Source organism: Borreliella japonica (assembly GCF_900099615.1).
Lineage (GTDB): Bacteria > Spirochaetota > Spirochaetia > Borreliales > Borreliaceae > Borreliella > Borreliella japonica.
Genome location: NZ_FMTE01000002.1, coordinates 218,380 through 244,471 on the forward strand (window position 1 = coordinate 218,380; position 26,092 = coordinate 244,471).

Genomic DNA, 26,092 nt, shown 5'->3' on the forward strand with positions numbered 1-26,092 from the left:
AAAAATCAATCATTTAGCAATTCTTCTATTTCGTTCTTAAGAACACTAACACCTGATCCATAAACTACTTGGACCCCATTACCTTTAATAATTATTCCTTTAGAACCCGTTTTTTTTAAAATTTTTTCAGAAACTTTAAGAGCATCTTTTACTGTAATTCTTAGCCTAGTCGCACAACAATCAAGCTCAACAATATTTGAAGCACCTCCAAGTCCAACAATAACCTTAGAAGCATAATTTTCTTCAAATTCACTACTCTTAAAATTTGAAGAATCTCCAGAATTTAAATCTTGTGCTCTACCAGGGGTTTTAAAATCAAACTTATTTATTAAAAATACAAAAGTAAAGTAATAAATAAAAAACCAAACAATACCTATAACTGGCACCAAAATCCAATTAGTTCTTGAATTTCCCTGCAAAATGCCAAAAAGAATAAAATCAATAAACCCTCCAGAAAACGTTTGACCTATTGTAATTTGAAAAATGTGCGCTAGCATGAAAGCAAATCCATCAAATATAGCATGAACAACATAAAGAATGGGAGCTACAAAAAGAAAAGAAAATTCAAGGGGCTCTGTTATGCCTGTTAAAAATGATGTTAAGGCCGAAGATATCAAAAGACCAAAAACTTTTACCCTCTCGTCATGCTTTGCTGTGTAATATAGCGCAAGCGCAACTCCAGGCAAACCAAACATCATGGTAATAAATCGCCCACTCATAAAACGACTAGTTCCAATAAAAAATTTATCCGTACCTTGAGTAGCAAGTTCTGCAAAAAAAATATTCTGAGTCCCTTCAATCAACTTTCCATCAACAATAACAGATCCCCCAAGGCCTGTTGTCCAAAATGGCAAATAAAACATATGATGAAGACCAAAAGGGCCAAGCATCCTTAAAAAAATTCCATAAATAAGCGTTCCGATATAACCTGTTGAATCTACCAGACCTCCTACCTTATTAATTCCATTTTGTACAAATGGCCAAAAAATAAACATAATTACAGCAAGAAAAATACTAGAAAAAGAAACAATAATCGGCACAAATCTAGATCCCGAAAAAAATCCAAGAACCTTGGGCAAATTTACTTTGTTAAACCTAGAATGAAGATAATAGGTCAGAATACCAACTATAATTCCGCCAAAAACCCCGGTTTCTAAAGTCTTAATTCCAAGAATCAATCCCACAGAACCACTAGAGAAAGACTCTGATTTCCCTGATACATCAATTAAAACCCCAATAGTAGCATTCATAACAAGATAACCAATAAATGCTGCAATTCCAGATGTACCTTTATCAGACTTGGCAAGTCCAACAGCAACCCCAATAGCAAATATTGGAGCTAAATTCGAAAAAATAATAGAACCGGATACACTCATTATCTTGAAAACTGATTGCAAGAAAAAAATATCCAAAAAAGCATACGACTTAACAGTTTCTGGATTAGAAAGAGAGCCACCAATCCCCAAAAGCAATCCCGCTGCTGGTAAAATAGAAATGGGAAGCATTAAAGAACGTCCAAATTTTTGAGCTCGTTCAAAAGCCTTTAACATAATAAAAACCTCCTAAAATAAACAATAAATTAACCTTATAATGTTTAAAATTCTCTTTTAACCCGATTTATTTTCTCTACAAATTTTTTAGTAATCTCAACAGGTCTTGTAATAGCTCCTCCCACAACTACTAAATCAACTCCCATTTCGAAACACTTTTGAGCCTTTAAAGGGGTATCTATTTTTCCTTCCACTATTAAAGTAGCTTTCAAATTAGCATTAATCAAGGTTTTTAAAAAATTAAAATCATTATCTGCAATATCCATACCATTAGTACTTTTTGTATAGCCATACAAAGTTGTTCCAATAAAATCAAATCCCAATTTATCGGCATTAATAGCTTCATCTAAAGAAGAAATATCTGCCATCAAACACTGTTTTGGATATTTCTTTTTAATATTTTCAAAAAAATCATCAAGTAATGCGCCATTAGGTCTATTCCTAAAAGTGGCATCAAGGGCAATTACATCTACTCCTTCATCACAAAGCTCATCGATCTCTTTCATGGTGGGAGTAATAAACACATCACAATTATTATATTTTTTTTTAATAATACCTATTATTGGTAAATCAACTTCCAACTTAATCTGAGCAATATCATTAACTCCGTTGGCTCTTATTCCAACAGCTCCACCTATTTTAGCCGATAAAGCCATCTTAGACATAATAAAACTACTGTGTAAAGGCTCGCTCTCAAGAGCCTGACAAGATACTATTAACCCTCTTTTAATTTTTGCAACAATAATCAAACCTCCTATAAAATTTATTTTTTTAAACAAATACAAAAACTTAAATACAGATTATATTTTTTCTTTAAAAAAAACAATTCTTTTAAAGAAAATTAACATATAACACAAATTAACAACATAAAAACAAAAATAATTTATTATTCAATACACACTAAGCTATAATTTAAGCATGATAAATAAAATAAACTGGTTTCCTGGCCACATGAAAAGAGCCTTAGATCTGATAAAGCATAATTTAAAAAAAACCAATATTGTGCTAGAAATACTTGATGCTAGAGCTCCATTTAGTAGTAAAAATCCATTAACTGAAAAAATTATTAAAAATCAAACCAAAATAATTCTTTTGCACAAATCTGATATTGCTCAAGTAACTGAAATTATAAAATGGAAAATATATTTTGAAAATCTTGGCAATACTGTAATAATAAGCAATATTTACAAAAAAGGAATGCGTAAGCAAATATTAGATAGTATTAAAAAATTGGTCATTGTTAAAAAGATAAAAAATTATAAAGAAAAAATAAAGGTTTTAATTATTGGGGTCCCGAATGTTGGAAAATCTTCAATAATAAATCTATTATCTGGTAAAAAAAGCGCAAAAGTTGCTAACAAACCTGGATATACTAAAAATATACAAATAGTAAAAATAACTGAAGAAATCAATCTTTTTGATATGCCGGGAATTTTATGGCATAACCTAGCAGACCAATCAATTGCAAAAAAACTTGCAATATTGGATATAATCAAAAATGAAATAGTAGACAATATAGATCTTGCATTATATTTACTTGAAATAATGGACCAAAATAATAAAAATATTTTACTAAAAAAATACGAAATATATCATAAAAATTCACTTGATATTCTACAAAATTTTGCAAAAGCAAGAAAATTAATCCATAAAAAAAATGAACTCAACCTTGAGAAAGCATCAAAAATACTAATTAAAGAATTCAGAGAAGGCAAATTTGGGAAAATAATTCTTGACAAGAATTATAATGCCTTTTAAAAAAGGCATTTACATAAACAATAATATTAAGTATAATCTTGATTTGTATTAAATACAGCCATAAGGAGGTTGGAATTAGTTGGATAATTGTATCCTAGAGATTAAAAATTTAAGTCATTATTATGATAACAATGGAAACAAAACTTTAGATAACATAAATTTAAAAATTAAAAAAAATGAGTTTATTACATTATTAGGCCCATCTGGATGTGGAAAAACAACATTAATAAAAATATTGGGTGGTTTTTTAAATCAAAAAAATGGAGAAATTTATTTCTTTTCTAAAGAAATATCTAAAATTAGTCCGAATGAAAGAGAAATTAATACTGTATTTCAAAATTATGCACTTTTCCCACATATGAATGTTTTTGACAATATTTCATTTGGGCTTAGAATGAAAAAAACACCAAAAGATATAATAAAAGAAAAAGTAAAAACATCTCTTTCGTTAATAGGAATGCCAAAATATGCATACAGAAATATTAACGAACTATCGGGGGGACAAAAACAAAGAGTTGCAATAGCAAGAGCAATGGTAATGGAACCTAAGCTTTTATTACTAGATGAACCACTTTCTGCTCTTGATTTAAAGATGCGACAAGAGATGCAAAAAGAATTAAAAAAAATACAGCGCCAACTTGGAATCACATTCATATACGTCACTCATGACCAAGAGGAAGCATTGACAATGAGCGACAGAATTGTTGTAATGAATGAGGGAATAATTCTACAAGTAGGAACACCTGAAGAAATTTACAATGAACCTAAAACAAAATTCGTAGCCGATTTTATTGGAGAAAGTAATATTTTTGATGGAACATACAAAAAAGAGCTGGTTGTAAGTTTGCTCGGCCATGAATTTGAATGCCTTGACAAAGGATTTGAAGCTGAAGAATCAGTTGACCTTGTAATACGCCCAGAAGATATAAAACTACTCCCAAAAGGAAAAGGACATCTAAGCGGAACTATAATATCTGCAATTTTTCAAGGGGTTCATTATGAAATGACTCTAGAAATTCAAAAAACAAATTGGATAGTTCAAAGCACAAGACTTACAAAAGTTGGAGAAGAGGTTGACATATTTTTAGAACCTGATGATATTCATGTTATGCATAAGGAATAATGATTGTGAAAAAATTGATATTAATTATGTACTCTATATTCTTATTAACATTTAGCATACTTCCTTTACTAATAATCATATTGCTGGGATTTTTAAATGAAAAACATGAATTTACAATTCATAATTTTATTAGACTTTTAAACCCAAGTTATCTTAGTATCTTTTCAAGAAGCCTGAAACTAGCAACAATAGCAACAATTTTTTGCATTTTAATAGGCTATCCCGCTGCCTGGCTAATTTCATTATCAAAAAAAAGTGCTCAAAACAAATTAATAATAATGATAATACTTCCCATGTGGATAAATACATTGCTTAGAACTTACGCGTGGATGAGAATACTTGGAAAAAACGGACTTATCAACAACTTATTTGAAAAAATTGGAATTGGAAATTTAGATCTTCTTTACAATGAACAAGCTGTTACAATAGGCATGGTATATAATTTTTTGCCTTTCATGATCTTGCCAATATATACAGGATTTTTAAAAATCAAATCAGAATATATTGAAGCAGCACAAGATCTTGGAGCAAGAATATGGCAAACACTAATTTATATAAAAATACCCTTAACACTCTCTTACCTGGCAACAGGAATAATTATGGTATTTATTCCTTCAATCACAGTATTTGTCATTTCAGATTTGCTAGGAGGCTCTAAACAAATTTTGATAGGAAACCTAATAAGCAAACAATTTCTTTTCGTAGAAGACTGGAATACTGGAGCTGCGATTTCATTTATTTTAATGTTAGTAATATTAATTTTTAATTTAATAATAATAAAATTAATGCAAAAAAATAATGGGGAGTAAAGTATGTTTAGGACTTTTAAAAACATTTTCTTATTTCTAATACTCAGCTTTATTTACCTCCCAATAATAATCTTAATAATTTATTCCTTTAACTCTGGTGATAGTGGATTTATATGGCAAGGATTTAGTCTAAAATGGTATAAAGAAATTTTTTCCTCAAGGCAAATCAAATCAGCAATATTTAATACCATTTTAATAGCTACAATCTCATCTTTAACATCTGTTGTTATTGGAATTATTGGTGCTTACGCAATCTACAAATCAGAAAACAAAAAATTAAAAACAATACTATTGTCAGCAAATAAAATAACAATAATTAATCCAGACATCGTAACGGGAATAAGCTTAATGACATTTTATTCCGCAATAAAAATGCAATTGGGATTTTCTACAATGCTAATATCACATATAATTTTTTCAACACCGTACGTAGTAATAATAATTTTGCCCAAACTATATTCTCTTCCCAATAATATTATTGATGCCGCCAAGGATCTTGGAGCCTCAGAAATTCAGATATTCTTCAATATAATTTATCCAGAAATCGTCGGGAATATAGCAACTGGAGCTCTTATTGCCTTTACGTTATCAATAGATGATTTTTTGATATCATTTTTCACTACTGGACAAGGATTTAATAATTTAGCTATTCTAATAAACTCGCTAACAAAAAGGGGCATTAAACCCGTAATAAATGCTATTTCTGCTATATTGTTTTTTACAATATTAAGCCTTTTGTTTATTATTAATAAATTTATAGGAATTAAAAAATTAACAACAGATGCTGAGCTTTAAAACAAAAAAAGGGGTACTTATGAAAAAAATTTTTATATTAATAACAATCCTTACAACTTTTACTTGCGCTAAAAAAGATATAGTAACTTTAAACGTATTTAATTGGGCAGAATATATTGACGAGAGCTTATTAGATCAATTTGAAAAGGAAAATAATATAAAAATTAATTATGAAATCTTTCATAACAATGAAGAAATGATAGCTAAATTTAACACCACAAAAAACTACTACGATATAATAGTTCCATCAGAATATTTAATCCAAGAATTAATCGATGAAGGCAAAATTGAAAAATTAGATTACTCAAAATTGCCAAACGTAACAAAAAATATTTCTCAAAATCTAACAAACCTAGAACATGATCCTGGCAATCTTTATTCAGTACCAGCTTACTGGGGATTAATGGGAATACTTTACAATAAAACCAAAATAGATTTAAATGACATGCAAGGTTTTGACATACTATTTAATAAAAAATATAAAAAGGAGATTACAATGTTGGATTCTCCTAAAGACAATATTGGAGTCGCTTTAAAAAAGCTTGGATACTCAATAAATGAACATGATATAGACAAAATCAAAGAAGCTGGTGAACTTTTAAAAATCCAAAATCCACTATTAATCGGATATTTCTCAGATGTGCCTGCAAAATCATTAATGCTAAATGAAGAAGCATCTATTCAACTTACATGGAGTGGTGAAGCACAAAGCGCTATGCTAAAAGATAGAAACTTGGATTTTTATGCACCAGAAAACACCAATCTATGGATAGACGCATTTGTAATTCCTATTGATGCTCCAAATAAAAACTTGGCTTACAAGTTTATAAACTTTCTATACAACAATGAACCATCTTATAAAAATTTCAAAGAAACCAGATATAACTCTCCAAATAAAAATGTAATAAAAAGAATAGAAGAAGAAGCAAAAAACAATCCTGAAATGAAATTGTATTTAGAAGAAAAATTTCTACCAAAAGATTTTTCCAAATTTGAAATCTTTAGAAAAATACCTAAAAAAATAAAAGAGGAAATGCTCAAAATATATTTGAATCTATCTTCTTAAATACTAATCTTATATCAAGTCCAATTATAGACAAAGCAATCAATAACACTAAAAATCCCTGATAAATTAAAAATGGGAAAATCTCAAAAGGAGAAAGCCTTCCTTTTGTAAAATCTATAAGAGCTATAACATGCATACTATGAGGCAAAATACTTAAAAAAAAGCACGAAGACATACAAAGTAAAGCTGCAATACGATTTGAACTTAAATTGTTCTCCTTAGTTATTGATCTTACAACAGAACCACTCATTAAAATAGCAAGTCCATTATTTGCAAGAAACACAGTTAAAATGCCAACTAAAAACACAATCACAAATTCTGAAGTCCTCTTAGACTTTGACATTTTTTGCAACTTTAACAGTAACCAATCAAACCCTCCATACTTAATTGCCATATAAGAAATTCCGCCTGTAAAAACAACAAGAATAAACATTTCCCCTAAGCCTAAAAATCCTTCATTGATTTTTTTAGCCAGCAATAAAAAAGTAATATCTGAGTAATAAATCCCAATAATACCAGCAACAACAATACCTAAAAACAAGGCTAAAAATACATTAAAGCCTGAAATTGCAACGGCCATAACAAAAATATATGGAATAATTTTAAAAAAATTTATATCACCAGATTCAATAATAAAACTATTAGCCTTACTATAATAAGGACCTAAAAATGCAAAAACAATGCTTGCTAAAATTGCTGATGGGAAAGTATAAAAAGCTCCGTTTTTGAAAACATCAACAATATTAACCTTTTGAGTATGACTTGAAATAATAGGAGTATCTGATATTAAAGACATATTGTCCCCAAATGCACCAGCACTAAGAATGGCACCAGCAACCAATGGAAGAGGAATGTTTACCTTATCTGCAAGTTCTAAAGCAATAGGAGCAACAGCAACAACAGTTCCCATAAAACTTCCAGTAGAAAAAGACAAAAAAAGAGTAATTAAAAAAATGCCACATACTAGCAAATTCAATGGAACATATTTAAGACCAATATTCACTACAGCATCAACGCTTCCTATTTCTTTGCAAACAGCGGAAAAAGCACCAGACAACATAAATATTAAAGATATAAAAATAACATCTTGTTGGGCGCAACCTTCAATAAATTTATTCATTTTTGCTAAAAAAGATCCTCTAAAAACAATAAATGTCAAAACAATAGCAACAAACATAGCAAATACGGGAGGCATTTGATAAAATGCCCTTTCTACACCATTAAAATAAAGAACAAGTCCAGTGCCAATATAAATCCCTATAAAAAGAAAAAAGGGCGCAAGTCCCCAAAAATTTGGAACTATATTAGTTTCTCTTTCCAATTTCAAACCTCCTAAATCTATAATACAATTAAAAACAATTTATTCTAAATAAAATTAATAAAAATTTAACAATGCATATCTTAAAATTTTCAAAATTTTTATTTTTTTAAAAAATATAAAAAAAGCTTTTTGATATCAATTCCTAAAATAGATAAAATAACAAAAAACAATAAAAATCCAAAATAAACTAAAAATGGCAAAACACTAATAGGCGACACAAGTCCATTTGAAAAGCCTACTAAAATAATCATTTGAGCACCATAAGGAATAATACCTTGAAAAATACAAGAGAACATATCTAAAATAGAAGCACTTCTTTGAAAACTGATGTTATTTTCAAAAGCTATTTTTTTTGCTACTTTGCCGCAAATAAGTATGGCAATCGTGTTATTAGCAAGAAAAACATCGACTATTGAAACGAAAGTCCCAATAGAAAATTCAGCTGAAATTTTTCCTTTAATCAAAGATTTCAATTTAACAAGTAACCATTTAAAGCCTCCATTATGAATCACCGTGAAAGAAACTCCCCCTGTTAAAATTGAGAGAAAAATTAAATCTGCCATATTTAAAAATCCTTTATTAATATTTTTCATTACATCTAGAAAGTATAAATTACCATACAAAACACTAATAAGACATATAGAAAAAATGCCCCAAAAAAGGACTAAAAAAACATTCATTCCGGCCAAAGAAAAAAAGATAATTATTAAATAAGGCACGGTTTTCACCAAATCTATTGAACTTTCATGTAAAAAGTTTGTAGTATTAAGCAAATTTCCAGAAAGAAAGAAAAAAGAAAAAAAAGTCAGTATAGCAGATGGAAAAGCATAAAAACTGCTACTAATAAAAACATCTAAGATACTACTACCTTGAGTTCGACTAGAAACAATGGTTGTATCTGATATTAAAGAAAGATTATCTCCAAACATAGCTCCACACATTACAGATGCTGCTATTAAATTAGGATTAATATTGCTTTTAACAGCAATATTAAAAGCAATAGGAGCAATTGCAACAATAGACCCAACAGAAGTTCCTGCAGAAAAAGAGAGAAAGCAAGTTATAAAAAATATACCAGAAACAATCCAATTGGGATTAATATATTTAATCCCCAAATTTGCTACAGTTTCAACACAACCCATTTCTCTGCAAAGAGAAGAGAAAGCTCCTGAAAGCATAAAAATAAGACACATTAGTATAATGTCGTACTGAGCGGCCCCTTTAATAAATATATGAATTTTGTCGGAAAATTTTCCTTTAAATATTAAAAAACAAACAATAGAAGCAAAAAACATTGCAACGCTGGCCGACAATTGATAAAAGGCCATTTCTACACCAAGAACTCCTAAATAAATTCCAGTACCTAAATAAATAACAATAAAGACAAAAAAAGGAACAAGCCCAAAAAAATTTGGTTGAACTCTTACTTCAGTATTTTCCATATACATCCTTTAAATATAAGCACCTATTATTAAAAAAGATTACTATACTTTTTTAATAATAACTCAAATTATTAATCGCTACATAAATTTACAATAGGCTCAAGAGTAAAAATTTCCAATTTTCTTGAAATATTAAAAAAGAAAAATAAAATTTATCAAAAATTTTACTACTAAGTTACAAGAAATAAAAACCCGATGGTGTTAAATTGCAATAAAGTAAGCGTTAAAAATAAATAGGAATAAATTATAAAAAAATTTTTATCTCATTTGTCTTTTTAAAAAACTGGAAAATCAAATTTTTCGCCAAAAATGATCTTTTTCTAAAATAGAATCAATCTCTTTTGGACCCTCAGACCCATAAAAATAATTACAAATTTCAATATCTGCCCATTTATTTGCAACATCTGAAACAAATTCCCAAGAACTTTCAATCTCATCACTTGTAGCATATAAAGTGCCATCCCCTAAAAAAGCGTCTAACAACAAACGCTCATAAGCCTCATCAAACAATCTTTTAAATGTACCGTGATATGAAAATTCCATATTGGCAGTCTGGATTTCATAATTATATCCGGGTTTCTTGGTATTGAATTTAATTTCAATTCCATCTCTTGGCTGAATCCTAAATATTAAAGCATTGGAAAAATCAACAGAACTATTGTCAAAAAGAGTAAAGCTTGGTTTTTTAAATTGAATGTATATTTCTGAAAATTTCCTAGCAAGACCTTTGCCAGTTCTCAGATAAAAAGGAACACCGGACCAACGCCAATTATTAATAAACACCTTCATAGCTAAATAAGTCTCGGTATTTGAATTTCCCAATGATTCTGCTTCATCTTTATAGCCCTTTTTAAAAACTCCTTGAACTTGTGAACCTACATATTGTCCCTTAATAATACAATTTTTAATATCCTCTTTGCTAATTTTTCTCAAACTTTTTATAACTTTAACCTTCTCATCATGAATAAACTCAGAATCAAATTTAATAGGAGATTCCATTGCAACAAGACTTAACAATTGTAAAATATGATTTTGAACCATATCCTTCAAAGCTCCGACAGAATCGTAATACTCCGCTCTTCCGTCAAGACCCAATTCTTCAGCCACCGTAATCTGAACAAAATCTACATAACGATTATTCCAAATATTTTCAAAAATAGAATTACCAAATCTAAATGTAAAAATATTTTGAACTGTCTCTTTACCCAAATAGTGATCTATTCTATAAATTTGATCTTCTCTAAAAGCAGAATAAAGCAAACAATTTAATTTTTTTGCCGTTTCAAGGCTAGAACCAAAAGGCTTCTCAAGAACTATTTTTGACAAAGTCAATCTTTCGCTTAAAAAATACTTTTTCAAATGATTAATTATTGATCCATAAAATATAGGAGACGTTGAAAGGTAATATATTGTTTCTCGGCTTTTATCTAAAAATTTAAATAATTTTAGATAAGGCTCCTTTTCATTAAAATCACCAAATACATAAATAAAAAAATTTAAAAAAATTTCGATCAAAGAATCAGTCTCTTCCTGCCATAAAGAATCTTTAATATACAATCTAAATTCTTTATCTGTAAAAATTTTACGAGAAAAGCCAATAACTCTAAAATTGCTAATACATTTATTTTTAAATAAATTAAAAAGCGAAGGAATAAGTTTTTTTCTAGACAAATTCCCAGTAACCCCAAAAATTACAATATCAAAATTAGAAACACTTTTTTCTTTCATAGAATTTAGTCCAATCTGGCCAATTTATTATATATTACAAAATATATATATTCATGAATATTAACAAATAAAAATTAGGCTAAAATTAAATATTATTTTTTTATAAACAAAACTAGTATATAATAAGGAGAATGAAAAATCTATCACTATTCACAGATTTTTATGAAATTTCAATGATGAATGCTTATTTTACAAAAGGTATTAATCCTAAAGCAAAGTTTGAAGTATTTTTTAGAAAAACACCGTTTAAAAATGGCTATATTGTTTTAGCCGGAATGCATACATTAATTAATGAATTAAAAAATATTCATTTCAATAAAAATGAACTTAAATATTTAAAAAGCTTGAATATATTGGATGAAAAATTTTTAAACTTTCTCAAAGAATTCAAACTAAACATAAAAATAAGCGCAATAGAAGAAGGTCGTCTAGTTTTTCCCTACACACCGGTAGCTGTGATTGAAGGACATCTAATAGAATTACTATTAATAGAAGGGCTGGTTTTAAATATATTAAACTTTGAGAGTTTAATAGCAACAAAAACCGCAAGGATAAAAGAATCTGGTGCAAAAATTTTAGCAGAACTTGGACTAAGAAGAGCGCAAGGAATAAATGGAGCACTCTCTGCCAGCAAAGCTGCCTACATAGGAGGAGCAGACTTTACAAGCAATATGCTTGCTGGATATAAATACAACATACCAGTCACAGGAACAATGGCTCATAGCTGGGTAATGAGTTTTGAAAATGAAGAACAAGCATTCAGAGAATATGCCAAAACATACCCAAGCAAAGTAAGTTTACTAATTGACACTTATGACACACTTAAAAGTGGATTAAAAAATGCCATTAAAATATTTAAGGAACTAAAACGAGACGAAAAAAATAATTTTTCAATACGAATTGACAGTGGGGATCTTGAATATCTAAGCAAAGCAGCAAGAAAAGAATTAAACCAAAATGGATTAAATCACGTAAAAATTATTGCGTCTAATGAGCTTGACGAAAATATTATTATGTACTTAAATTCAATAAATGCTCCAATTGATATTTGGGGTGTTGGAACAAATTTAGTTACAGCAAAAGGAGATCCAAACCTTTCAGGAGTATATAAAATGATCTCTATAGAAAAAAATGGAAAATTTATGCCAAAAATAAAAATATCAAATAACACAGAAAAATCAACATTACCCGCCCAAAAAGAAGTTGCAAGAATCTATTTAAATGGCCAAATGATTTTTGATTTTATATTTTTAAAAGAAGAAAAAGATCAAATCAAAGATCATCTAGATTCAAGAAAGGAACTTGCCATTTTTCATCCAATACAAGACAACGTTTTCAAAATCATCAAACAATATGATAATTTTGAATTTTTGATTCACACTGTCTTAGAAAATGGAAAACTTAGCAAAGGCTATGAATCTAGTTTAAGCAATATTAGAAATAAAGCCAAACTTGACTTAAGCAAGCTTGAACATACTTACAGAAGAATAATTAATCCCCACATATACAAAGTGAGTATCAGTAAAAACTTAAGAAAGTTGAAAAACAAGCTCATAGAAGATAATAAAAGCAATTAATATCTGTGAATATATATAAAACTAACAAAGTAAATAAAATTTATAATAAAATTAAAGAATTAACTCAAAACGACAGTATCTTTAAAAAAGAAACACTCATCATAGTAAAAAACGATCTTTTAATAGAAGAAATTAAAAAAACTATGGCAAAACTTAATGGGATTTCTTATAATCTAAACATTAAAAAGAATGCTGTAAAAAGCATATATGAAATTTCTTTAAAAAATCCCAATATAAAAAAATACATAGAAAAAAACACTTTTTCATTTTACTTGGAAACAGAAAAATTCATTTTATATCACATATTGAAAACTGAAAAACTAAAATACATAAAAGATTTCAAATCAACAAGAAATAGATACTTTTTTGCATCAAAAATAATAGATTTATTCCACCATTATTACTCAAAATTTTCAAAATTAATTGAAACCTGGGAAGACAATGGATTTTTATTCCAAGAAGAAAATTTAAAACCCTACGAAAACATGCAAAAAGAATTATTTCAAAAGCTATTTGAAAAGCAAAAAAATATTTTAAACTTAAACAAAAAAATAATTCTAGAAAAGCCAACAAAAAATATAGAAATTGAAATTAAAAAAATAATATTTATTGGCAATAATAGAGAAATTGAAAAAAAAATTCTTAACTCTTTAGAAAAAATTTTTGATTTTGAAGTGCATGTATTAATCTTTGAAGATTTGCTCAACTATAAATCTACTCTTGTTGAGGAATTATTATTAACAAAAGAAAAAATCAACCCAATAGAATATCGGGCTTTAGAAAAAGTAGATATTGAATTATTTAAAAGTAAAAATTTCTTAACAAGCATTAAAAATAACATTATAGCAAGAACTCCGCTTTCAAAATTAGACGATAGCTTCAAAATAATAGAAGCTAAGAATCAAAAACGTGAAGTAGAAATTTTAGCAAACCAAATAGTACACTCAATACAAAAAAATAACCTAAAATTAAGCGAAATAGCAATAACTTGTTTACAAGAAAAATTTAATGAATATTTACCACATATAGAAGAGTGCCTAAATAAATATGAAATCGAATATAGTGTCCTATGTCATAACAATTTATCAAAAGGAGAAAGTATAATAGCCTTAAAAAGGCTAATGGATCTTTTTATATCAAAAAACGAAACAATTAGTAATTTCAGCAGAAAAGAAGTATTTAATCTGCTAAGTAATAACAAAGTAATGAAAAAATTTAATATATCAGCATCTGAATTAAACTATTTAATAGAATTTAGCGATGCAATGAACATTAGTTTTGGAGCAAACAACATTCACAAAGAAAATTTAAAGTATGATAAAAACTTTTTAAACTCATGGGAAGACGGATTTAATCGATTTTTAATGTCTGAAATATTTGACGAAAAATACGAAGAGGAATTTCAAAAAGAAACCGTAAGATTTCAAGATCAAGAATCAATAATAAAACTTATAACAATAGTAAAAAGTTTGTACGAAGATATAAACTATTTTAAAAATAAAACATATAAAGTATATGAATGGGCAAAAATAATAGATATTTTTATTCAAAAATATATTGATCTTGAAGAATTTAATACAACTGATGAATATTTACAAAATAAAATAAAATCTTTTAAAAATTTTCCCAAAGATTTTAATGACAATCTTTGCAAAAACTATTTAAAAGAAATTAATGAAATAAAAATTGAATTTTATCTTTTTAAGATTATGCTTGAAGAAAGTCTTGAAAAAGAAAAATACGGAGTAATGTATAAAAAAAATGGAATATTGATTGCCAATTACAAAGAAATTGAATATCTTCAAAAAAAAGAAATTCATTTTTTGGGATTTCAAAAATTCAACTCTAAAATAGATTATGATAATATGAATTTATTAAATGAGTACTATGAATATGAGAACACCGAAAAAGAGGCAATCACAGCGCTTTTTAATTTAATTTTTGCAACATCGGAAAAATTTTACATTTACTACTCATTTCAAGATAATCTAAACCCAGAAATCAATATGTCAAAAACAATAAGCAAAATACTTGATCACATACAAAAGTATGAAAAAAATTTTCAAATAGAAAAACATCCAAATGAAAACCATGACTTAGCATATTTTAAAGATGCAAAAGAGAATTATTTGATAAACTATGATTTAGAAGCCTTTAATATAGCCAAAATAATACAAAATTCTCAACCAATTAAGTTTAAACAAAATAAAATTCAACTAAAAAGCCCAATTAAGCTAAATTTATACGAATTGAAAAACGCACTTTCTAATCCCTACAAACATTTTTATGAAAAAACTTTAAACGTTAAAATACAAGACATAAGATTAGAAAATGAAATCAAAGAAAAACAAGAAGAACAAATTTTCAACATTATTGAGATTATTTACAAACTTATAAAAAATTCAACACCGCTGCATGAATACATAATGGGGAAAAAAGATGATGCAAATAAAGCAATAGAAATTATTAAAAACCACATTAAATATGAAATACAACAAGGAAATATTCCTTTCAACATAAATCAAAAAACGACTGTGGATGATGTCTTTAAAAAAATAAATAAATTAAAATTCAATGCTATTGAAAACTTAAAAAAGCTTTCAGTAATGACAGAAACCAACATTAAATTTTGTCAAAAAATAAAACTAAATTTCCAAAAAAAAAATATAGAATTTGAATTAAAAAAAGATATTGAGAACGTATACAAAATCGAAAACGATTATTTTTATTTAAATTTTGTAAAAAAAGACTATTGCAGCATCCCAGATAAAATAAAAGATGAAATAGATTTATATATAACAGGACTGCTAGTAAAAAAAGAAATACAAAATTTCAATTCATTAACAGAAGTAAAAATTGATCTTGAAAACTTATCCGCAAAAACAACTATTTCATATCACCACAAAGAAATAATAATTGATGACATTGAAAATATGCTTATGCAATTTGCATACATATCAAGCTATCCAACTCCAATTTACCAAAGCTTGATAATTAAAGCTTTAACAAAAACAAATCAAAATAATTTTTCAAATTGTTTTAAGAATTTCATAAAAATGGAAATAGAAAACCCCTCTAAAGCTTATTTCACAAGCAAAGCACATGAGAGATTCTTAAAAATTAGCGAAATAACGCTTTGTGATTACTATAATAGATTTAAAGATACCCATGATTTCAAGCTAGACGAAAATTTACTAATATTAATAGAAAAATTTTATATTAAATTTGTAAGGACAAAAAATTAACATTCATGGATAAAATCCTAGAAAAAATTCAAAATAACGCAACAATATTAATAGAAGCATCGGCGGGTACTGGAAAAACTCACATACTTGAAAATGTGGTTATAAATTTAATGAAAACCAAACTATACTCCATAAATGAAATCTTGGTATTAACTTTTACAAACAAAGCCACAGAAGAAATGCACACAAGAATACTAAAAGCAATAGAAAATGCTTATTTTAACTCAAAAAAAAATGAAATTTTTAAAGAAATATATGAGCAATCAAAAAAACTCTTTATATCAACAATCAATAAATTCGCATTACATGCTTTAAATAATTTTCAAATTGAAACAGAAAATTATTCCAAATACAAACCTAAAGAAAAATTTTCAAAAGAAATAGAAGAAATAGTTTATGACTTTCTAAGAAAATCAGATAGCTTAATTCAAGATCTTGATATTAAAGACTATGAACTTAAGGTATTTAAATCTGATGCTAAAAAAACAGAAGAGATTGTTTTAAAAATAAAAAAAGCTTACGAGAGAGATGCAACTCAAGAACTTGGAGATTGGCTTAAAATTCAAACACCATTTGAAAAAATTCTTCTTAAAAAGGAGGAATTGATCAAAGATTACAACAAAATAATAGAAGACTTGGATAAAATGACAACAGATGAAATATCAAGTTTTTATAATAAACATATTCAAACTGGTAAACTTGAAATACAATTCTCTAAAGAAAGCAACATATTCAAAATAGCAGAAACATTATTAAAAAATAAATTTTTTTCAACTCTAATAGAAAAAGAAATTAAAAAAAATGCCAAATTATTACCTAAAGAACTTAATATTAAAAATGATTTAATCAATTTAGGAATTAATATTAAACATGAAAAATATAAATCAGAAGACAATAGAAATAAAAATAGAAATAATTTAAAGCAATATGTTCTTTTAAAAGTTGAATACAAAATACTAAAGTACATAGAAAAAGAACTAGAGAAAATTATTAAATCAACAAACGCAATAGATCAAAATTACATAATTTCAAATTTAAAAAATTACTTAAAAACAGAAGACAAAAAACTTTTAAATGCAATCAAAAATCGATACAAAATCATTTTAATTGATGAGGCACAAGATTTAAGCTTAACACAAATCGAAATATTTAAAATATTAAAAACAGCAGGAATAAAATTGATATTCATAGCTGATCCTAAACAGATAATATATTCCTTTAGAAAAGCAGACATTGCATTTTATAACAAAGAAATAAAAAATAAAATTAACACAGATGCTAGAATTGTCCTAGAAACAAATCACAGATCAAGTAAAAAACTCATCGAGCCTTTAAATAGAATTTTTAATAATATATACAATAACGCAATAGCCGATGAAATTGAAAAAATTGAATTTACCAATTCACTTTCAAACCAAAAAAATGACAATAATAGCATTTTCATTAACGGACAAGAAATAGAAGGGGTAAATATAATAACCACAAATGCCGAAAACAAAGAAGACATTTACCAAAAAACAGCATTAACAATAAAATATTTACTTGCATATGGAACAATTGCTGAGAACAATAAAATTAGAAATATTAAAATGCAAGACATTAAAGTACTTTGTAGAGGAAAAAATGAAATCAATTTAATAGATAAAGCATTAAAAAAAGAGAAAATCCAAACAAACAAAGCTCAAGAAAAATTTTTAAAAACCAAAGAATTTAACGAAATTTTCTATATTCTTAAGTGCCTAGACCGAAAACAAAGTTTTAAAACCTTAAATTATATTCTAAACAGTAAAATGTTAAATGTGCCGTGGAATTTACAAAGAATTTTAATAAAAGAAGACAAAATTCACCTTATAGAAGAATTTATTGAAAATATAATAGTTTTGCTTGAAAAAAATGAAATAACATTAATAAATGCAATCAACAAAATCGCATTCGAAAAAAACTTGTGGATCAAAATTGCAAATAAAACCGAAGATCAAAAAATTATTGAATGGGCAAAAAATAAAATAAATTACAAAGGTCTCCTTATTGCAGAAGGTAAGCTTGAAAATTTAAGAACCTATGAAACAGCACTTGAGACCATCTCTAAGATATACCATAAAGAACAAAACATACAATCTTTAATCTCTACTTTAGAAAATCTAATAATAAACGAAGAGCCCGAAAACATCGAAGAAATAACCAATAATATAAATAATGATAATGAATCTATAGAGTTAATGACAATACACAAATCAAAAGGACTTAGCATGAACATCGTATTCTTAATAAATACAACTCCAATAGGAAATAGCAATGTTTTTTCAAAAAAAAATCATTTTTACAAATTTTATCAAGACGGAAAGATTGGATATGACTTTTTTAAATTAGAAGAAAACAAAAAATATGCAAGACTAAAAATACTAAGCGAAGAAAAAAATATATTTTATGTGGGAGCAACAAGAGCTAAATTTGCTCTATTTATTACAAAAATAAATAGCATAACTAGCAAATTATTAGAAATGGCAAAAGTTTTTACTATTGACAATATCAAACAAGATTTTAACATATATGAATTTATTAGCCAAAAGAAATTTAATAAAGAAAAGAACAATACAAATCTGAATACAAAATTAATCCCACCAAAACCAATAATTAAAAACATGTTTAAAAAAGAATATACATCTAGTTTTTCAAGTTTAACAGCACAAGCTAATCATATAGCATTTTATGAAAATTATGATTTTAAAAATATCAACTACGAAAAAGAACCAGATCTTGATTACGGCCCTACATTAGAAGATAGTTTACCTAAAGGAAAAGATATCGGAAACATTTTTCATGCTGCAATGGAGGAAATAATCTTTAGAACGGCAAAAGATACATTTGATAATTTTAAAAAAAATAACATTGAAATCATTGAAAAACAAATACAAAAAATCAACTCAAATCTCAATACAATAGAAATACAAAATTCATTAACTAAAATGATTTATAATATATTAACTTATAACATAAAAGCAATTAATATTCGTTTATGTGATATTGAAGAATTACAAAAAGAAATGGAATTTTTAATCAAAATAAATCCTAAATTTCAAAAACAAAAACATCTTTTTGACAATCATTTTGAAAACCTTCACATAAAACTAAATGACGGATACTTAAAAGGAATAGTAGATCTCATATTTAAAGCTAATAATAAAATATATATCCTGGATTACAAAACAAACTATCTTGGACAAGATAAAGAGGACTACAGTATAACAAATTTAGAAAATATAGTAAAAAAAGAATATTATGATTTGCAATATAAAATATATGCACTTGGAATAAAAAATATATTATTTAAAAACAAAAAAGAATATAATCAAAAATTTGGTGGAATAATATATCTTTTTACAAGAGCATTCAAAGACAACATTGAATGCTTGCAATCAAAATTTGAAAATGGCATTTATTTTAATATTCCAAAATTTAATGACGTGGATTTAGATGAAATCATCTTAGAATTAAGTATCAAAAGGCACCTATGAGAGATTTTTTAGTATTAAGAGAATTTCTAAAAGATAAAAACAAAAAATTCTTAACTCCCGAGCTTAAGCTTTATGAAATAATTGAACTTTTAAATATCAATAAAAAAAATTGCTATAAAGCACAAACACTTGCAAAACCCACAAACAATGAAAACATTGTAATATTTTTAATATTCTTATTTAATTACTTTGACAAAGGCCACTTAAGAGCTAATATAAATCTATTAGCAAAAGATATTCAAAATACAATAACATTCACAAAAGACAACCTAGAAAAAACCAATAAAGGTTATAATAAATTAATAAAAATGCTAAAAGGGTTAGAAACATTTGGAGATCTAGAAACTATTGAAAATATAATTTCACTTTTAAAGAAAAGCAACATATTAATGGAATTTAACAAGCTTAAGATTACAACTCCCCTAATTCTGGAAAACAATATCTACATTTATACTCAAAAAAACTATAGAGAAGAAGAAGAGTTAATAAAACAAATTATAAAAAGATTAGAAAACTATAAAAGTGAATTAAATGATAACGAAATACAAAATATAATATCAAATTTTAACACCAATAATTTAAATAAAGAGCAAATTACATCAGTTAAAAAGGCATTAAAAAGCAACTTCTTTCTATTAAGCGGGGGCCCTGGAACAGGCAAAACTACAACTGTCAACTATATCTTAAAAGCAATTAATAAAACATCAAACAATAATAAAAAAAGATTAGTAGCAATTACAGCGCCTACAGGAAAAGCTAGCTTAAGACTACAAACAAGTATCGACTATTCATTCAAAAATTTAGAAATAGAATGCAATACAATCCAAAAATTATTGGGAATCAAATTTATAAACAAAAAAAATTTATATGATGAAGAAAATCAACTAAATTTTGACATAATAATAATTGACGAAGCTTCAATGGTAGATGCATATACTTTTTTAAAGTTATTAAAAGCAACGCCAATAACTACTAAATTAATAATGGTGGGAGATAAAAATCAACTTCCATCGATAAATGAAGGAAATGTATATTCAAGTCTTCTAGGAATAAAAAAAATAAATAACGATAATGTAGAAGATCTTAAAGAAAATTTCAGAAGCAATAAAGAAATACACTTGCTCTCAAAAGCCATATACAAAGAAGATGAAACCTTAATTTGCAAATATATTAATAACAATAAAAATATTCAATTAAAAGAAATAGAAAAAATAAACTTAAAAAAAGATCTAATAGAATATACAAACAATTTATATAGAAAAATATCAACTTTTAATCTTAAATTACTAAAAGAATCAAAAATCGAAACAATACTTGAAACTTTACTTGAAAATATAATTTTAAGTTCAAAAAATTTTGGAAAATTTGGAACTAAAACACTAAATGAAATAATAAAAACTTATCTAAAAAAAACCTATGGGAACTTTATTGGTCAAATAATAATGATAACTAAAACTGACTATAAAAATAAATTATTCAATGGAGAACGGGGCATCATTTTTAATGAAAATTCTAAATTTTATGTTTTATTCCAAAGAAAAAATGAAAAATATAAAAAAATAAATTTAGATTTACTAACAAATTATGAATTCAGTTTCGCCACAACAATACACAAAAGTCAAGGATCTGAATACAAACATATAAAAGTAATATTAGAAAATAACCCTTTTTTGACAAAAGAGCTTATGTATACTGCAATAACAAGAGCTAAAGATAGCTTAGAAATAATTTCTAATAAAGAGACTATTCTTAAGCTAAGTAAAAAATCTAGCAAAAGAGATTCAAAAATACTAGAACACTTAAATTCATTAAAAGAAATTGACAAATAAATTAAAAACTACTATAATTCTTAAAAAGAATGACCTTGGGGGCGTAGTTCAGATGGTTAGAACGCCTGCCTGTCACGCAGGAGGTCGCGGGTTCGAGACCCGTCGCTCCCGTTGACAACTTTTATTAGTCAACAATTTTCATTAGAGGATCTATTGCCACTCTATCAGGTTTTGAATAATAAAAATTACAATTATTTAATTTAAAAAGCTGTAATTTAAATAATTCAAAAAAATAAACCTAAAAGGAGAAGGTACAATGAATCTAAAAAAATGCTTATTTTTCACTGCTTTGCTATTGATTTCAACATCTGTTTTCGCGCAAATCAACACAATAACAAAAGAAAATATGCTTTCAAATGAAAACTTAAGCCAATTTGGAGTAGAAGAAATCTGTCCAATATGTGGATATGTTAACTGTGTTTGCGATGAGAAAACTACAGAAATAGCTGCAAAAATCACTCAATCAAATACAACAGAATCGTTTATAAGCAACATAACTACAATTGCATTGTTAGCGATTGCAGGATTAGCCCTAGCAACACATAAATTATATAAATCAAAATTAAAAATTTAAGCAACCTAAATACTGTAGCTTTTTAAAGCTACAGTAAAGTTACAAAGTCAAATCTTCAACTCTATTTGATCAAGAAGTACAAATTTCCTCGACTCTAATCTCACAAAGCATCTTTTCAACATCTTGAAATTCACAAAGATTGCCTTTTAATGCCGTAGCTGTACCGGCTGCAACGCCAAATTTGAATGAATCTTCTAAAGTATTCCCATTATCAAAAGCATACACAAATCCTGCAATCACAGAGTCTCCTGCCCCAATAGTACTAACAGAGTTAATCTTTGGAACAAAGGCCCTAAAAGCAACATTTTTACTACCAATAAAAATAGCTCCGTCACCTCCCATGGAAATTATAATATTTTGAACTCCACTTTCTACAAGATTTTTCCCAATTTTAATCAATTCTTTTGTAGAATTAAATTTAGCATTAAAAAGATCCTCAAGTTCATAAATATTAGGCTTTATTAAAAAAGGATTTAATCTAAGAATTTTTTTTAAAGGTTTGCCACTAGTATCAATGACAAGCTTAACATCATTAGAAATGCTATTAGATATTTCATTGTATGCATTCTCGCCAATAGATGCAGGAACGCTTCCCGACATCACCAATATACTATTATTTGTCAAACTTTTAAGCTTATCTTTTAAAAGTTCAAATTCATCCTCAGAAATATCTGGAGAATTGGCATTAATTTCTGTTTCTCTTCCATTTGCTATCATTTTAATATTTAATCTTGTATCATATTTTATTTTAATAAAATCGTTTTTTATACCCTTAGAATCAAGAGAGAATCTTATATAATCACCTGTAAAACCTCCTAAAAATCCAAGGGCCATACTGGGCTTTCCCAAATTTTTAAGAACAGTGCTTACATTTATTCCTTTACCACCAGCAAAGAAATTGTTATTCAAAGCATAATTAAGACTTTCTTCCTGAAATTCTTTTAAAACTATTTTATAATCCACAGAAGGATTAAGCGTTAGAGTACATATCAAAATAATCTCCTTTAATTGATAAAATCAATTAAATAAATGTAAAATTTAATAAATATATATACACTATATAATATATAAAGGTGATTATTATGCAAAACTTATTTTCAAAAAACTTGATTGTTTTAAATTACAATGCAATTAGCAAAGAAGATGTAATTAGAAAAATGGCTAATATGCTCAATGAAAATGGATACTTAAATGATATGGAAACATTCATAAAAGAAATTAAAAAAAGAGAAGAAATTAACGGAACAGGCATTGAAGAGCATATAGCCATGCCACATGCAAAAGGCAATTTCATTAAAAAACACGGAATTGCTATTTTAAGAGTTAATAGTGATGGATTTGACTTTAATTCTTCTGATCAAAAACTTTCAAAACTGTTTTTCATGATGGCTCTACCCGAAGAAACTCCTAGTAATGCACACATAAAAGCTATATCATATCTAAGCAATACTTTTAGCAACAACTTATTAAGACATGAACTTATGAGTACAAATAATACAAATAGATTTTTAGAAATACTTATGAGTAATAACAATGTAAAAGAATCTAATAATTTAAATACAAAAAAAGATTTCATTCTTGCCGTAACAGCATGTCCTGTGGGAATAGCTCATACTTATATGGCAGCAGAAAGCCTAAAAAAAGCAGCATTAGAATTAAACATAAATATAAAAGTAGAAACAAATGGATCTAGTGGAACTGAAAACCCAATAACGGAAGAAGAAATAAAAAATGCGAAAGGAATCATTATTGCATCTGGCAAGACTATCAACAAGGAAAGATTTAGCGGAAAACCTTTAATCGAAGTGGGTGTAAAAGACGGCATACACAAAGCAAAAGAGCTTATTCAAACAATTCTTAAAAACGAAGCACAAATTTACAATAAAAGCAAAACAAACACAATCACCGAAAAATACAAACACAACCAAAAAATAGGAATTTATAAACACCTAATGAATGGGGTATCATTTATGCTTCCATTTGTAGTATCAGGGGGAATAATAATAGCAATATCATTTATGTTTGGAATCAAAGCATTTGATATAAACGACCCAAGCTACAACAAAATAGCAGATATTCTGATGCAAATCGGAGGTGGAAGCGCATTTGCTTTAATGATTCCAATACTTGCTGGCTATATTTCATTTAGCATAGCAGAAAGACCGGGACTTGCACCTGGAATGATTACAGGATTAATGATGAGCAATGGAAATGCGGGATTTCTGGGAGGTATCTTAGCTGGATTTATTTCAGGATACGTTACACTAATTGTAAAAAAAATATCTGACAAAATCATTCCTAGCAATCTAAGAGGAATAAATCCAGTACTAACTTATCCTTTTTTATCAGTTATAATTTCAGGAATTTTAACATATATAATGCTTAGCCCAATATCATTCATTAATGAATCAATAACAGGCATACTAAATCAACTTAGCGGAACTAATATGGCAATACTTGGTGCTTTGCTTGGAGGAATGATGGCAATAGATATGGGAGGACCTGTAAATAAAGCTGCATATGCATTTGGAATTGCAATGATAACTGCAAAAAATTATATTCCCCATGCAAGCATAATGGCAGGAGGAATGGTGCCTCCTATAGGAATTGCCCTTGCTACAAGTTTATTTAAAAACAGGTTTTCAAAAGAAGAAAGAGAATCCGGAAAAGTTTGTTATTTTCTAGGAGCATGCTTTATTACAGAAGGGGTAATCCCATTCGCAGCGTCAGATCCTTTAAGAGTAATACCTGCATGCATACTAGGCTCATCTGTAGGAGGATTTATTTCTGCACTTTTCAAAGTAGAAGTTATAGCACCGCACGGCGGAATATTTATTCTGCCAATAGTAGCAAACCCATTAATGTGGATAATATCTATTTTAACAGGATCAATTATAACAGCTGTTTTAATAGGAATTTTAAAAAAAGAATATAAATGATTAAGTTTAATTCTTGAATTTTTATCAATAAACTAATCTAAGCTTTATTGGCGTTTCAAGACTCAATCCTTTAACCATGTCAATCTCAAACCTTAGTGTATTTGAGTTAATCTGCTTGAATCCAAATTGTTCTTGAACATTTCTAGAAGTCTTAACTATAAGATCAAGCTTTGAATTATCAATAAGTTCATTTGCCTTGGAAGTAAAATCCGATAAAAAATAAACCAAAACATCTTTATATTCTTTAGCAGACATTGGAATCTCATCTGATGGCAAAAGTGCAGCAAGCTCATCGCTAATATATTCTTTATTTTCATTAATATTCTTAGTAGCATTTTCCAAATTAATATTAAGTTCAATAATATTTTTACCATCTTTTTTTTCTATCTTAAACACAGGCATATCAGATTTTTCCATATAATCGCCTAAAATTTTAATTAAATTATCAAACTTAACAACTAAATTAATAGAATCTCCTTGGGCTTTAATACTCAAAAGATTAAGTCCAAGCTTTTCTCCTCCATTTTCAAAGTATTTTTTTATTTCATCTACAGGAAAAAGAGACATATTTGCAACTTCTCCCCCCACCAAAGTCATTAGGAGCTCTCTTCTAATTTTTTCAAATTCTCTATTAACATTGATAAATACTGAAACAATGCCACTAACATCATCTTTTAATTCAATTTCAACATTAGAACTACAAGCGAAAAAAATAAACAATAAACTCAAGCTGACAAAACACTTTCTCATAACAAACTCCTAACTAATATACAGTTAAAAACTATTATAATAGAATATATGATTATAAAGCAATAAAATTA

18 protein-coding genes and 1 tRNA gene are annotated in these 26,092 nt (G+C 27.2%); 12 read left to right on the forward strand and 7 right to left on the reverse strand.

Translation table 11 applies throughout. The annotated features are described in order from the left end of the window. Positions 1-5: 5 nt before the first annotated feature. Positions 6-1,550, reverse strand: a complete 1,545-nt coding sequence (locus BLO14_RS01020) for a maltose/glucose-specific PTS transporter subunit IIC (protein WP_091971872.1) — start codon at positions 1,548-1,550, stop codon at positions 6-8. A gap of 44 nt (positions 1,551-1,594) precedes the next feature. Beyond that, positions 1,595-2,299: an N-acetylmannosamine-6-phosphate 2-epimerase gene (locus BLO14_RS01025; protein ID WP_091971874.1), complete on the reverse strand. Its 705-nt coding sequence runs from the start codon at positions 2,297-2,299 to the stop codon at positions 1,595-1,597. A 169-nt stretch (positions 2,300-2,468) separates the two neighbouring features. Between BLO14_RS01025 and ylqF the strand changes: the two genes are divergently transcribed. The 5 genes from ylqF to BLO14_RS01050 all read left to right on the forward strand — a co-directional run bounded on the left by ylqF (position 2,469) and on the right by BLO14_RS01050 (position 7,101). Further along, positions 2,469-3,308 carry a ribosome biogenesis GTPase YlqF gene (ylqF, locus tag BLO14_RS01030; RefSeq protein ID WP_091971876.1) on the forward strand — a complete coding sequence of 280 codons (840 nt, stop codon included), beginning with the start codon at positions 2,469-2,471 and terminating at the stop codon, positions 3,306-3,308. A 79-nt stretch (positions 3,309-3,387) separates the two neighbouring features. Continuing rightward, positions 3,388-4,431: an ABC transporter ATP-binding protein gene (locus BLO14_RS01035; RefSeq protein ID WP_091971878.1), complete on the forward strand. Its 1,044-nt coding sequence runs from the start codon at positions 3,388-3,390 to the stop codon at positions 4,429-4,431. A 5-nt stretch (positions 4,432-4,436) separates the two neighbouring features. Further along, a complete protein-coding gene (locus tag BLO14_RS01040) occupies positions 4,437-5,240 on the forward strand; it encodes an ABC transporter permease (protein WP_091972284.1) in 804 nt (267 codons plus the stop codon). 3 nt (positions 5,241-5,243) lie between these two features. Next, positions 5,244-6,035 carry an ABC transporter permease gene (locus BLO14_RS01045; RefSeq protein ID WP_091971880.1) on the forward strand — a complete coding sequence of 264 codons (792 nt, stop codon included), beginning with the start codon at positions 5,244-5,246 and terminating at the stop codon, positions 6,033-6,035. Positions 6,036-6,054: 19 nt separating this feature from the next. After that, positions 6,055-7,101, forward strand: coding sequence for an ABC transporter substrate-binding protein (locus BLO14_RS01050; RefSeq protein WP_091971882.1), 1,047 nt, complete (start codon positions 6,055-6,057; stop codon positions 7,099-7,101). On the opposite strand, the gene BLO14_RS01055 is transcribed toward BLO14_RS01050, so the two are convergent. From BLO14_RS01055 to zwf, 3 genes are all read right to left on the reverse strand, one after another. Then, the gene (locus BLO14_RS01055) at positions 7,073-8,422 is read right to left on the reverse strand and encodes a Na+/H+ antiporter NhaC family protein (protein ID WP_091971884.1); all 1,350 of its coding nucleotides are present in this window, start codon (positions 8,420-8,422) and stop codon (positions 7,073-7,075) included. The two genes, BLO14_RS01050 and BLO14_RS01055, sit on opposite strands and share 29 nt — an antisense overlap. Positions 8,423-8,520: 98 nt before the next feature. Further along, complete coding sequence (locus tag BLO14_RS01060) at positions 8,521-9,864, reverse strand: Na+/H+ antiporter NhaC family protein (protein ID WP_091971885.1); 1,344 nt, start codon at positions 9,862-9,864, stop codon at positions 8,521-8,523. A gap of 291 nt (positions 9,865-10,155) precedes the next feature. After that, the gene (zwf, locus tag BLO14_RS01065) at positions 10,156-11,592 is read right to left on the reverse strand and encodes a glucose-6-phosphate dehydrogenase (RefSeq protein ID WP_091971887.1); all 1,437 of its coding nucleotides are present in this window, start codon (positions 11,590-11,592) and stop codon (positions 10,156-10,158) included. Positions 11,593-11,723: 131 nt separating this feature from the next. Between zwf and BLO14_RS01070 the strand changes: the two genes are divergently transcribed. The 6 genes from BLO14_RS01070 (at position 11,724) to BLO14_RS01095 (ending at position 22,332) form a co-directional block, all read left to right on the forward strand. Beyond that, complete coding sequence (locus BLO14_RS01070; protein ID WP_091971889.1) at positions 11,724-13,169, forward strand: nicotinate phosphoribosyltransferase; 1,446 nt, start codon at positions 11,724-11,726, stop codon at positions 13,167-13,169. 5 nt (positions 13,170-13,174) lie between these two features. Then, complete coding sequence (locus tag BLO14_RS01075; RefSeq protein WP_091971891.1) at positions 13,175-16,414, forward strand: exodeoxyribonuclease V subunit gamma; 3,240 nt, start codon at positions 13,175-13,177, stop codon at positions 16,412-16,414. A gap of 5 nt (positions 16,415-16,419) precedes the next feature. Next, positions 16,420-19,929 (forward strand): exodeoxyribonuclease V subunit beta, encoded by a 3,510-nt coding sequence (recB, locus tag BLO14_RS01080; protein ID WP_091971893.1) that lies wholly within the window; start codon positions 16,420-16,422, stop codon positions 19,927-19,929. Then, positions 19,926-21,758: an exodeoxyribonuclease V subunit alpha gene (gene recD, locus BLO14_RS01085; RefSeq protein ID WP_091971895.1), complete on the forward strand. Its 1,833-nt coding sequence runs from the start codon at positions 19,926-19,928 to the stop codon at positions 21,756-21,758. The genes recB and recD overlap by 4 nt, the downstream gene beginning before the upstream one ends. A 37-nt stretch (positions 21,759-21,795) precedes the next feature. Further along, a tRNA-Asp gene (locus tag BLO14_RS01090) sits at positions 21,796-21,869 on the forward strand. Between the two features lie 145 nt (positions 21,870-22,014). Further along, a complete protein-coding gene (locus BLO14_RS01095; protein WP_091971897.1) occupies positions 22,015-22,332 on the forward strand; it encodes a hypothetical protein in 318 nt (105 codons plus the stop codon). Positions 22,333-22,401: 69 nt separating this feature from the next. Here BLO14_RS01095 and pfkB read toward each other — a convergent pair whose 3' ends face one another. Then, positions 22,402-23,325: a 1-phosphofructokinase gene (gene pfkB / locus BLO14_RS01100; RefSeq protein ID WP_091971898.1), complete on the reverse strand. Its 924-nt coding sequence runs from the start codon at positions 23,323-23,325 to the stop codon at positions 22,402-22,404. Positions 23,326-23,414: 89 nt separating this feature from the next. Here pfkB and BLO14_RS01105 point away from each other — a divergent pair, with 89 nt between their 5' ends. Continuing rightward, positions 23,415-25,271 (forward strand): fructose-specific PTS transporter subunit EIIC, encoded by a 1,857-nt coding sequence (locus BLO14_RS01105; protein ID WP_091971900.1) that lies wholly within the window; start codon positions 23,415-23,417, stop codon positions 25,269-25,271. Between the two features lie 24 nt (positions 25,272-25,295). On the opposite strand, the gene BLO14_RS01110 is transcribed toward BLO14_RS01105, so the two are convergent. After that, complete coding sequence (locus tag BLO14_RS01110) at positions 25,296-26,021, reverse strand: hypothetical protein (protein ID WP_091971902.1); 726 nt, start codon at positions 26,019-26,021, stop codon at positions 25,296-25,298. Between the last annotated feature and the right edge of the window lie 71 nt (positions 26,022-26,092).